The sequence below is a fragment of the Kordia periserrulae genome (genome assembly GCF_003054265.1).
Taxonomy (GTDB): Bacteria; Bacteroidota; Bacteroidia; order Flavobacteriales; family Flavobacteriaceae; genus Kordia; species Kordia periserrulae.
Genome location: NZ_QBKT01000008.1, coordinates 106,353 through 118,751 on the forward strand (window position 1 = coordinate 106,353; position 12,399 = coordinate 118,751).

Genomic DNA, 12,399 nt, shown 5'->3' on the forward strand with positions numbered 1-12,399 from the left:
ATGACAAAAATTAGAATCATGCTATTACTATTTATAGGAATAGCGACGCAATTACATGCACAACATCAGCATGAGGTGACTGAAGAACACAACGATGGACGTGGATTTAGAATCGCAGGAATTATTGGACATACGCTTATCAATACGGAAGGCGTGGACAATGTTTTTGTCCCTTCTTGGGGATTGGACTTTGAGTATTGGTTCAACCACAAGTGGGGAATTGGACTCCATAACGATATCGAAATAGAAACATTCATCATTCGAAATTCAGATAATGAAGAAATTGAACGTATAAATCCGTTGGTATTTACCATTGATGCGTTGTATCATTTTGGAAATGGTTTTGTGGTAACGGTTGGTCCTGGTGTTGAATTGGAAAAGCGAGAATCCTTTTACCTACTTCGCGTCGGAATTGAATATGAAAAAGACATCACACGCTCCATGTATCTTATGCCTAACTTATTTTTAGATCAGCGATTTGATGGTTACAACACCTGGAATATTGGCTTAGGTATTGGCTTTAAACTATAAAATAAACAAAAAAATACCCTGAAAATCAACTCGCATTTTTTGGATAGCGTTTTCCTATGTAACATAAGTTACAGTATTCTCAAAATTAATCTTATACATTTATTGAATTATTAAATAATTAAGAAAAATGGCATCACATTATCAAATTTTAATTATCGGAGGCGGAACTGCAGGAATCATGACCGCAGCGCAACTGGTGAAGAAAAACAAAAATTTAGAAATAGGCATTATAGAACCTTCTGATACTCATTACTATCAACCAGCGTGGACGCTTGTTGGTGGAGGAACGTACGATTACGACAAAACAGCACGCCCCATGTCGAGTCTGATTCCTAAAGGAGTCAAATGGATAAAAGATTATGCCACTTCTTTTGATGCTGATAACAATACTGTAAACACAAAATCTTCAGGTGCTGTTACCTATGACTATTTGGTTGTTGCTCCAGGATTGGTGATGGCACCAGAAATGATTGAGGGATTGCCAGAAGCTTTGGAAAAAGGCATTGTTTGCAGCAATTATACAGACCCAAAACACACATGGGAACAAATTAAAAACTTTAAAGGCGGTAATGCCGTATTTACACAACCTACAACGCCTATAAAATGTGGTGGTGCACCGCAAAAAATCGCATATTTAGCGGCAGATTATTTCAGAAAAAATAAACTTGCTGACAAAACCAACGTCATTTTTGCTACGCCTGGAAGTGTGATTTTTGGTGTAAAACCAATTAAGGAAACATTGATGAAAGTCATTCACAGATACGGAATTCACTTCAAACCGTTTTATGCGCCTTTTAAAATCGATTCGGATAAAAAAATCGTGTATTTTAGAAATACCGCTCCCGAAGAAAACAAATGTGTCATTATGGAAGATAATACGCTGGGAGAAAAATTAACTGGTGATACTGTGATAGAAATGCCTTTTGACATGCTGCATTTAGCACCTCCGCAAGCAGCGCCAAAATTTATCAAAGAATCGAATTTGGTAAACGATGCAGGCTGGTTAGATGTAGACCATCACACACTTCAACACCACAAATATGCAAATATATTTGGCTTAGGAGATGTAGCAGCATTGCCAACAGCCAAAACAGGAGCCGCCATTAGAAAGCAAGTGCCTGTAGTGGTTGATAATATAACCATGTTAATAAACCAACAAAAAATTGGTTCAAAATCGTATAATGGATATTCTTCGTGTCCTTTAGTAACTGGATATGGAAAAATGACCTTGGCGGAATTTGATTATGAAGGAAACTTTACGCCCGATCCTAAACTAAAACAAATGCTCATTTTTGATAGCAGTAAAGAGCATTGGAGATTGTGGATGTTAAAAAAATATGGTCTTCCCTACTTATATTGGAATAAAATGATGAAAGGAAAAGATGTATAACGCATCTTGACAAAACAATAGAAACTGTCGGAAGAAATTCAAAAGACGTCCTTCTAAACTTAATTAAAAATCTTATACAGATGATTCCCCAAAATCCAGTTTAGTTTGACGTTTTTCTTCTAAGACAGTTTCTTTTTTTAAGCACATACACTAATGAAAAAGACAAAAAGCGATTATGTATATGTTGGCGTACAAGTTTTGTTATTTGCGCTGTATATGATTCCTGTATCTGCACTTTCTTTTTCAAATCACATCATTCTTAGTGTCCTTGGAATGCTACTTCTCGTACTAGGAATTGTAATGGGTTTTATAAGCATGCTACAACTCAACACCAACCTCACTCCTTTTCCAACGCCTGTTTCTGGGAGCAAACTCATTGAAGTAGGATTTTACAAATACATCCGACATCCTATCTACACAAGTATTTTAATGGTTTTATTTGGCTATGGCATGCATGAAGCTTCAGGATATAAACTTTTGGTAACCTTAGCACTGTTGCTGCTATTTTTCTTTAAATCAACATACGAAGAACAAAAACTTTCCATCCGCTTTCCGAAATACGTTGACTATAAGAAACGTACAGGGAGATTTTTCCCAAAACTCTTTAGCAATTAACAACTTACACAAATAGTATATCTTCTCAACTGTTAAAAAATATTAAATTTTACAGTGTGTAACACAAGTGACAGTACAGCTTTAAATTATAGTTTAATTTTATACCATAATTTAAAATAATAAATAAAAACTATATTATGACTACTGAAAATGTAATACAAGAACAAGGTACTTCCATGTTACGAATAGGCGATATTGCTCCTGATTTTGAAGCGATAACTACAAAAGGAACGCTAAAAATGTCCGAATTTGCAAAAGACAAATGGATTGTGATGTTTTCGCATCCAGCGGATTTTACGCCTGTTTGTACTACAGAAATGAGCGGATTTGCTACCAGAAAAGCAGAATTTGATGCGCTGAACGCCGAATTATTAGGATTGAGTATCGATAGTATTCACGCGCATTTAGGTTGGGTTCAAAACGTACGAGAAACCACAGGCGTGTATTTTGACTTTCCAATTATTGCCGATATTGATATGAAAGTTTCCAAATTGTATGGAATGTTGCAACCCAACGAAAGTGAAACTGCTGCTGTACGAGCTGTATTTTTTATTGACCCAGCTAAAAAAGTACGCTTGATTATGTATTATCCGTTGAATGTTGGACGAAACATGAACGAAATTTTACGCGTATTAGAAGCATTACAAGTATCTGACAAACATAGCGTTGCGATGCCTTTGGATTGGGAACCTGGCGATAAAGCCATTTGTCCACCACCAAAATCATTAGACGCACTTAATGAGCGACTTGCCGATGATTCTGTGGAAAAAATTACATGGTATTTGGCTAAAAAGGACATTTAATCCTAAGCTACATCACAAAAAAACCATCAAGAAATGACTCTTGATGGTTTTGTGTTTTGAAGTGATTTAAACTTTTTGTTTTGTAGCGAAAATTTAAGATTTTTTGGTCTGATGAAGCCTTTTTTGAGTGGCATAGCCATGGCTAAGGCACGAAAAAAAGTCAAAATTAGGGCAAAATAAGATTAATTTACAGCCAGAAGAAAAAGTTTAAATCACTTCTTTGTATAAAATTTGTTAAAACGCATATTGAACAAATACTGAAAAGTTTCTTCCAGGATCGGTAATGGGCGTTCGTGTAAAATCAGCCTGATTTACAAAAGAAAAATTCAAGTGATTGTTGTAGGTTTCGTCAAAAACATTCAATACCGCGACACCAATATTCAATTTCGGCATTGGTGTTACCCCAAAACGCACATCAAGCGTTTCATAACCATTAGTTGCTTGCTCTCTAAAACTTTGCGCAATCTTATCTTGTCGCGATACGATGGTATAATCTACACTTCCCCAGAATTTCTCCTTTTCAAATCCAACACCAACACGCGTTGTCAATGGTGGCGTGAGCGGTAAAGATTCGTTCAAGTCTTTATTTTTAGCATACACATACGAAAAAGCAGTAGAAGCATTAAAATACTTCGCAAAATCTACTTGAGCGGATGCTTCAAAACCTGTTTTATAAGCTTTGTCAAGATTGATAAAACGCTTTACTTCTTGCGGTTGTGCATTCGGCATAAACTTTCTATCCAACGTTGGGTCAATCACCGGAACAATATAATTGTCATAAAAAGCATAATATCCAGAAATGCTATATTGAAACGCATCTATGCCAGTGGTATACTTTGTACGTCCTTTGAACCCAATTTCAAACTGATTGTTTACTTCCGCATCCAAATTAGGATTTCCGACATATTCAAAAGGATCTTGTCCCACCGTAAAATGATTGATATACCGTTCAATCATATTTGCTGAGCGCACGCCACGACCATAGGCAACTTCCAACGTAGTATTCTCTGAAGTTTTATGTTTTAGCGAAACGGTTGCTGATATGTTATGTTCATCTCGTTGCCCTAAATTGGGATATAATTGTGCAAAATCTGTCGCAGCATCTTGAATGTCAGAAACCACCAAATCATACCGAATTCCGGCAGTAAACATGGTTTTATTAGTAATTGCCAATTTACTTTCTGCAAACAAACCATAATCGTTCACATACGAATCTTGCCATACTTTGTCTTGAAAAACCATTGGTTGTGGTAAAAGATCGCCTGTCATATTTCGCTTTACAAGTCGCGTTCTATCGCCATCACGTGCAATCAGCATCGCGTCAACTCCTCCGTAGAGTGTCCATTTTTCAGTAGGTTTCATCTTAAGTTCGATTTTTCCACCTGCGGTAGAAGCTTCAATAGCAGATACTGCCTCGGTCATCATAAACGACGGTCGTCTTGTGTTTGACATGATATGATCTACATACGAATAATACGCTTTGGCATTCACTTCTTTTAAAAAACCGCTCATCCCTGAAAGTCTATAATCTAAAGACAGAATTGAACTGTTATCTTCATCGGTGTCCATTGGCAATCCTGCATGCAACACATCTCTTCCAAACGATTGTCGCCAATGCGCTTGAATGCTTTGTCTATCATCAATTTGATATCCAACGCGCAAACCGTAATCAATACTTCTAAATGCGGATGGAATTTCAACGTCATCACCATCTTTATAATTGCCAAAATCTCTGTAACCAATGTTTCCAACAATATGATAATTCTCTGTTGCTTGTTGTAGTTTTACGGAAGAAACCAACGAATTTCCGTTAGACTCATACCCAGAATTGACACTGCCGTGAAAACCTGTATCCATAGTACTCGGTTTTTGAGTGACAAGATTTACAATTCCGCCAAAAGTCGCGCCATAACGAACCGTATACGGACCTTTGATAACTTCTATTTTTTCAATTTCTTCTGGAACAACATGAGTGGTAATCGGATCCATTCTATTTGGACACGCGTGTACGGCTTTTGTTCCGCCATCAAATTGAATGTTTAATTGCTCGTATTGCGCCGCTCTGAATGAGGGATCAATGGCATAATTTCCTCGTTTAATTAAAGAAAAGCCATTAAAATCATTGAACAAATCGGCAACATTTTTGGGTTGTACTACTTTCTTGACCAAGTTTGTTTTTACCGTCGTTAATACAGGATCGGTAGCTCCTTCGCCTGTAATAATAACGGTATTCAGCTTGATGGTTTTTCTTTTTGTAGAATCTTTTTTTGTGGTTTCCTGCGCACATAAAGACACAGGAATAAGGGCGCATAAGAGCGCTAATTTTTTTATAGTCATTTTTTTAATTCAAAAATTTAAACACAGTAATTTTGAGAACATCCTAAAAAGGCATTCTCTGTAAAGTCTTTGTATGTGTTTTTAAATTTTTGGAGGATGGAAAATAGAATGAATATGCGCTTCAGAATTACTGGTAGTGTAATAGAAACTAGTCGTAGACTCAATACAAGTAATAGCTTCTTTGTGCATGAAAATTTCTGTTTGACAGTATACTAATTGCTCCCACTCTATGACAGGAATATTTTGACTGTCGTCAGAAGATTGATTTTGACTTAATTTCGTCAAATAGCACTTTCCATTACACTCTAATTCTGGTGTATCTTTATTTTCACACAATTGCTCAATAAAACTATCAATATCCAACACATACCAACCGTATGCAAGAGCGCCTTTGACACTATTGAATAATAAAATGATAGCTAGTATATGTGCGCAAATTAATTTCACAAAGCAAAAGTAAAGACTGCTATTTTTTTAAAAGCTGACAAATATCACACATTTTTTATTTTATTTCAGCCAAAAAAACATACTTTTAGTACAGTTCGAATAACAGTATCAAAAAAGGCAAAAATAAAAGTCCACTCTATAGTTGTAAGTCACTTTTGTTACACAAAAATAAATTTGTTAAAATACGTTTTATGTAACCGATGTTACGCTTTAAAGCAACATATCTTTTTACTTTTGTGATATCTAATTCATCACTATGGAAACAGAAATTCTAGCCAGAATCCAGTTTGCTTTCACTGTTGCTTTTCACTACATCTATCCGCCGTTAAGTATTGGTATTGGTCTTATTATGGTCATCATGGAAGGACTTTACCTGAAAACAGGAAATAAGCATTATGAAGTACTCACCCGTTTTTGGTTAAAAATATTTGCCATCACCTTTGGTATTGGTGTCGCAACGGGAATCATTATGGAGTTTGAATTTGGTACCAATTGGTCGGTATATTCTAGATATGTTGGCGATATTTTTGGAAGTGCCTTAGCGGCAGAAGGTTTGTTTGCTTTCGGATTGGAAAGTGCCTTTTTAGGTGTCCTTATCTTTGGATGGAACCGCGTATCGCCCAAAGTTCACTTTATCTCCGCTGTTGGCGTATTTTTAGGCTCTATGTTTTCTGCAGTTTGGATTGTGGTTGCTAATAGTTGGCAACAAACGCCCGCAGGATATCATATTGTAGGCGAAGGCTTTAACGCACGCGCAGAAGTCACGGATTTTTGGGCAATGGTTTTCAATCCGTCTAGTGTAGATAGAATCATTCACGTGTGGCAAGGTGCTTTTTTAGCAGGAACGTTTCTAGTATTGAGCGTACATGCATATTATCTATTAAAAGGAAGATATATTGAAATTTCAAAAAAAGCTTTTAAAATTGCCTTAACGGTTGCAACGATTTTTTCGCTATTACAATTGGTTTCTGGACATAGTTCTGCAGAAGGTGTTGCGGAAAATCAACCTGCAAAATTAGCGGCAATGGAAGGACATTATGAAACGAACGCTGCTGCAGATTTGTATCTGTTTGGCTGGGTTGATGATGCTTCGCAAGAAGTTACAGGCTTGAAAGTTCCTGGCGGTTTGTCTTTCTTATTACATCAAGATTTTGAAGCGCCCGTTACAGGTCTTAACGCATTTCCAAAGGAAGACCGACCGACACAAGTAAATGCTGTATTTCAATTTTATCACATCATGATAAGCATTGGTATGTTTTTAATTGGATTGACGCTGTATGCTTGTTTTTTATGGTGGAGAGGCAAATTGTTTGATAAAAAATGGTTATTAAGAATCTTTGTGTTTTCTGTGTTATTACCACAAATTGCCAATCAAGCAGGTTGGTTTGCCGCAGAAATGGGAAGACAACCTTGGATTGTATATGGACACCTGCGAACTAGTGAAGGTTTCTCGCAAGAAGTATCTTCCAATCAAATTCTTTTTTCGCTGATATTATTTTTAGTGGTCTATACGTTGTTATTTCTGTTATTTATTTATTCGTTAAATAAAAAGATAAAGCACGGACCGTATGATGAAGCTGAACATGCATTAGACATAATTTAAACAAAAACTACATGGAGACTTTTTTAGGTATCGATTATCCCACATTATGGTATTTAGTTGTCGGACTCTTATTCTCAGGATATGCCATTCTAGAAGGCTTTGATTATGGCGCTGGCTCTTGGCACTTATTTTTCAAAAAAGATTTGAGTCGCCGAATCGCCATTAACGCTATTGGTCCGTTGTGGGATGCCAATCAAGTTTGGTTAATTATTGGTGGCGGTGCGCTATTTGCTGGTTTTCCTGTCATGTATGCAACCATGCTTTCCGCAATGTATATTCCGTTCATGCTATTTTTGATGCTACTCGTATTACGTTCGGCAGCCATCAAATTTAGAAGCGCTGAAGAAATGACTTGGTGGCGAAAAACGTGGGATATTATTTACTTTACGTCCAACACACTCATTTCATTTTTGCTTGGTGTGGTATTGGCAAATGTCTTACAAGGTTTTGAAATTGGCGAAAACTTTAGCTATCAAGGAGGCATTTTCTTCTCGTTTTTAAGTCCGTATGCTATTATGGTCGGTTTTACAACACTATCCATATTTATGACGCAAGGAGCTATCTTTTTATTACTCAAAACAGAAGGTCGCCTGCATGCACGATTGACATTTTTACTAAAAAAAGCAATGATATTTTTCATCCTGAGTTTTGTCATTACTTCATTTTACACGTTAATATACCTTCCTGGAGTAACGGATAAATTCAAAGAAAATCCTGTGTTTTTTATATTGCCAGTACTTGCCTTTTTAGCCGTAGCCAATGTTCCTAGATTGGTTTCTAAAAAAAAGTACGCGCATGCATTGGTATTCTCATCGCTCACCATGGCGTTTTTACTAATGTTGGTGGCGTTTCAATTGTATCCTGTATTATTGCCTTCAACCATCAGTTCTGAATACAGTGTCACAATATACAATGCGGCTTCCTCACAAAAATCGTTAGGCATCATGCTGACGATTGTGGTCATTGGTGCGCCGCTTTTAGCAGGTTATTTCTTGTTCTTATACAAAACATTTCACGGAAAAGTAACACTTGATGACACTAGCTACTAACAAAATTTTTCACTAAAATTCACCACAAAAACTAGTCGTTTTTAAAGTTAGGAGATATTCTTTAAAAAGTCTTTGGTATTTTACAAAACATTCTATCGCTATAAATTGTACAGGTTTTTAGTTCGTCTTATCTTTGTTGGCATAATATTTATTTTTGTATGATAAAAATTACATTGCCTGACGGCTCGGTTAGAGAATTTAATTCTGGCGCAACTCCTATGGATGTCGCCAAGAATATTAGTGAAGGTTTTGCCAGAAACGTGATTTCTGCAAACTTTAATGGTACCACAGTAGAAACTACTACGCCACTTACCCAAGATGGAAAGCTCACTTTATACACCTGGAAAGATGATGAAGGAAAGAAAGCGTTTTGGCATTCATCTGCGCATATTTTAGCACAAGCAATTCTGGAATTGTACCCAGAGGCGAAATTATGGGTGGGTCCTGCTATTGAAAATGGTTTTTACTATGATATCGATATGGGCGAAGAAACCATCACAGATAAAGATTTTACAACCATTGAAAACAAAATGCTAGAGATTGCTCGCGGAAAGCACGATTTCAAAATGCGTTCGGCTACCAAAGAAGAAGCTTTGGCATATTATAAAGATAGAAACGAATACAAAGTAGAATTGGTAGAAGGCTTGGAAGATGGCACTATCACGTTTTGCGATCATGATACCTTTACCGATTTATGTCGCGGTGGACACATTCCAAACACAGGAATTGTAAAAGCAGTCAAAGTAATGAGTGTCGCAGGTGCCTATTACAAAGGCGATGAAAACAACAAGCAGTTGACGCGTATTTACGGTATTTCGTTCCCAAAACAAAAAGATTTAAAAGATTACTTAGAACTTTTAGAAGAAGCCAAAAAACGCGACCATAGAAAACTTGGAAAAGAACTAGAATTGTTCACATTTTCACAGAAAGTTGGACAAGGATTGCCATTATGGTTACCGAAAGGTGCTGCATTGCGCTCGCAATTGGAAAACTTTTTGAAAAAAGCACAGCAAAAAGCAGGATACGAAATGGTGGTTTCTCCACATATCGGACAAAAAGAATTGTATGTGACTTCTGGTCACTTTGCGAAGTATGGAGAAGATAGTTTTCAAGCTATTAAAACGCCTAAAGAAGATGAGGAATTTTTGTTAAAACCTATGAACTGTCCGCATCACTGCGAAATTTACAATACGAAACCATGGAGTTATAAAGATTTACCAAAACGTTTCGCAGAATTCGGAACGGTATATCGCTACGAGCAAAGTGGAGAATTGCACGGATTGACACGTGTTCGTGGATTTACGCAAGATGACGCACACATTTTTTGTACGCCTGACCAACTCGATCAAGAGTTTAAAAATGTGATTGACTTGGTAATGTACGTATTTGGTTCCTTAGGATTTGACAATTTTACCGCGCAAGTTTCTCTTCGCGACCCAGAAAAACCAGAAAAATACATCGGTTCTGATGAAAACTGGGAAAAAGCAGAATCAGCAATTATCAACGCTGCAAAAGAAAAAGAGCTCAATTATGTAGTTGAATATGGAGAAGCTGCTTTTTACGGACCAAAGCTCGATTTTATGGTAAAAGATGCCTTAGGAAGAAGCTGGCAATTAGGAACAATTCAAGTAGATTACAATTTACCCGAACGTTTTGAACTTACTTATAAAGGCAGTGATAACGAGCTTCACAGACCTGTCATGATTCACCGTGCTCCTTTTGGAAGTATGGAACGATTCATCGCTATTTTGTTGGAACATACAGGTGGAAATTTCCCGTTATGGTTGATGACAGAACAAGCTATTTTATTACCTGTAAGTGAAAAATATGAGAATTACGGGAAAAAAGTTTTAACTTTGTTAGAAAATCACGAAATTCGCGCCCAAATCGACAATCGTAACGAAACAGTCGGAAAAAAGATTCGTGAAGCAGAAATGAGCAAAGTTCCTTTCATGTTAATCATTGGTGAGCAGGAGGAAAAAGATGGCACAGTTTCTGTACGAAGACATGGCGCAGGTGATATAGGTACAATAACTATGGAAGCGTTTGCTGACTTAGTGACATCAGAAGTACAAAATAGCTTGAAACCATTTAATGTTTAATTTAAAATTTTAGAACCATAGCAATACGAAGAAAAAGAAGTAGAGCTCCAAGACGAGAAGTCAAAGAGGATCCACACAGAATTAACAGAAAAATCAATGCTCCTGAAGTACGACTTGTAGGAGACAATGTAGAAGTTGGCGTTTATCCTACTAGGAAAGCACTAGCCATTGCCGAAGAACAAGAATTAGATTTAGTTGAAATTTCACCTAAAGCTGATCCTCCTGTTTGTAAGGTAATGGATTATAAAAAATTCCTATACGAACAGAAGAAGCGTGAAAAAGCAATCAAAGCCAAAGCTTCTAAAGTTACTGTTAAGGAAATACGTTTTGGACCTCAAACTGATGAGCATGACTACGAATTCAAAAAGAAACATGCGATGAAATTCCTTCAAGACGGTGCCAAGTTAAAGGCATACGTATTCTTTAAAGGACGTTCCATTATCTACAAAGACCAAGGACAAATTTTATTATTAAAATTAGCCCAAGAACTGGAAGAATATGGAAAGGTAGAACAAATGCCAAAATTAGAAGGAAAGCGAATGATTATGTTCATCGCACCGAAAAAGAAATAATACTTCGACTTCGCTCAGCATGATATAGAATTTGCTGTGAGAAATCGAATCGAAGAAAATAAGCGAAATATTTTTAAATACTTAGGAAATATGCCTAAAATGAAAACAAAATCCAGCGCTAAGAAGCGTTTTAAGCTTACTGGAACTGGTAAAATTAAAAGAAAGCACGCTTTTAAAAGTCACATCTTAACAAAGAAGTCTAAAAAGCGCAAGCTAAAGTTAACGCACAGTACATTAGTACACGATAGTGACGTTAACAGTATTAAAGAACAATTACGTTTAAAGTAATCCGTTCTTTCGGTTAAAACAATTTATAAACCCTGGAGTTAGGCCTTTGTGATTGCAAATTTAAGATTTTAGATTTACGATTTTAGAAAAGACTAAGTGTCGATTATCGACCGCCTACTACAAAAAATCATTTAAAAATATGCCAAGATCAGTAAACGCGGTAGCTCGTAGAGCCCGAAGAAAAAAGGTATTAAAACAAGCCAAAGGTTACTTTGGAAGACGTAAAAACGTTTGGACAGTTGCAAAGAATGCGGTTGACAAAGCTATGAGTTACTCATACAGAGACCGTAGAAATAAGAAAAGAACATTCCGTGCATTATGGATTACTCGTATCAACGCGGGTGCACGTTTGAATGGAATGTCATATTCTCAGTTTATGGGGAAAGTAAAAGCTAATAACATCGAATTGAACCGTAAGGTTTTAGCCGATTTAGCAATGAATCACCCAGATGCTTTCAAAGCAATTGTTGATAAAGTAAAATAAATCGTCAAACATATATATTTCGCTTAGAAACCGATACTTTTTAGTGTCGGTTTTTTTTATGCGCTAATTTGAAATATGATTTTCATCAAAACCAAAAAAAGAGGTTGTTTACAAAGTATAAAATTCGTCAAACCAAACTTGATTTGGTTTCTCATAACAATTGAAAATCCATCTAGTG

General features: G+C 36.5%; 12 protein-coding genes. 10 read left to right on the plus strand and 2 right to left on the minus strand.

Going from position 1 to position 12,399, the window contains the following annotated elements; all coding sequences use genetic code 11:
- From C8N46_RS15935 to C8N46_RS15950, 4 genes are all read left to right on the plus strand, one after another.
- Positions 1-531, plus strand: a complete 531-nt coding sequence (locus C8N46_RS15935) for a hypothetical protein (protein ID WP_108115918.1) — start codon at positions 1-3, stop codon at positions 529-531.
- Positions 532-658: 127 nt separating this feature from the next.
- On the plus strand, positions 659-1,921 hold the full coding sequence (locus C8N46_RS15940; RefSeq protein WP_108115919.1) for an NAD(P)/FAD-dependent oxidoreductase: 1,263 nt from the start codon (positions 659-661) through the stop codon (positions 1,919-1,921).
- Positions 1,922-2,074: 153 nt separating this feature from the next.
- Positions 2,075-2,536 (plus strand): methyltransferase family protein, encoded by a 462-nt coding sequence (locus C8N46_RS15945; protein WP_108115920.1) that lies wholly within the window; start codon positions 2,075-2,077, stop codon positions 2,534-2,536.
- 137 nt (positions 2,537-2,673) lie between these two features.
- Positions 2,674-3,339: a peroxiredoxin gene (locus C8N46_RS15950; protein WP_108115921.1), complete on the plus strand. Its 666-nt coding sequence runs from the start codon at positions 2,674-2,676 to the stop codon at positions 3,337-3,339.
- A gap of 234 nt (positions 3,340-3,573) precedes the next feature.
- On the opposite strand, the gene C8N46_RS15955 is transcribed toward C8N46_RS15950, so the two are convergent.
- Entirely contained in the window at positions 3,574-5,676 is a 2,103-nt protein-coding gene (locus C8N46_RS15955) for a TonB-dependent receptor domain-containing protein (RefSeq protein ID WP_108115922.1), read from the minus strand.
- An 81-nt stretch (positions 5,677-5,757) separates the two neighbouring features.
- Entirely contained in the window at positions 5,758-6,123 is a 366-nt protein-coding gene (locus C8N46_RS15960; RefSeq protein ID WP_108115923.1) for a hypothetical protein, read from the minus strand.
- A 256-nt stretch (positions 6,124-6,379) separates the two neighbouring features.
- Here C8N46_RS15960 and C8N46_RS15965 point away from each other — a divergent pair, with 256 nt between their 5' ends.
- The 6 genes from C8N46_RS15965 (at position 6,380) to rplT (ending at position 12,221) form a co-directional block, all read left to right on the plus strand.
- Positions 6,380-7,726, plus strand: a complete 1,347-nt coding sequence (locus C8N46_RS15965) for a cytochrome ubiquinol oxidase subunit I (RefSeq protein WP_108115924.1) — start codon at positions 6,380-6,382, stop codon at positions 7,724-7,726.
- An 11-nt stretch (positions 7,727-7,737) separates the two neighbouring features.
- Entirely contained in the window at positions 7,738-8,775 is a 1,038-nt protein-coding gene (gene cydB / locus C8N46_RS15970) for a cytochrome d ubiquinol oxidase subunit II (RefSeq protein ID WP_108115925.1), read from the plus strand.
- Between the two features lie 158 nt (positions 8,776-8,933).
- Positions 8,934-10,877, plus strand: coding sequence for a threonine--tRNA ligase (thrS, locus tag C8N46_RS15975; protein ID WP_108115926.1), 1,944 nt, complete (start codon positions 8,934-8,936; stop codon positions 10,875-10,877).
- A 23-nt stretch (positions 10,878-10,900) separates the two neighbouring features.
- Complete coding sequence (gene infC / locus C8N46_RS15980) at positions 10,901-11,449, plus strand: translation initiation factor IF-3 (RefSeq protein ID WP_108115927.1); 549 nt, start codon at positions 10,901-10,903, stop codon at positions 11,447-11,449.
- 90 nt (positions 11,450-11,539) lie between these two features.
- The gene (gene rpmI / locus C8N46_RS15985) at positions 11,540-11,737 is read left to right on the plus strand and encodes a 50S ribosomal protein L35 (RefSeq protein WP_108115928.1); all 198 of its coding nucleotides are present in this window, start codon (positions 11,540-11,542) and stop codon (positions 11,735-11,737) included.
- A 139-nt stretch (positions 11,738-11,876) separates the two neighbouring features.
- On the plus strand, positions 11,877-12,221 hold the full coding sequence (rplT, locus tag C8N46_RS15990) for a 50S ribosomal protein L20 (protein ID WP_108115929.1): 345 nt from the start codon (positions 11,877-11,879) through the stop codon (positions 12,219-12,221).
- The last annotated feature ends 178 nt before the right edge of the window (positions 12,222-12,399 follow it).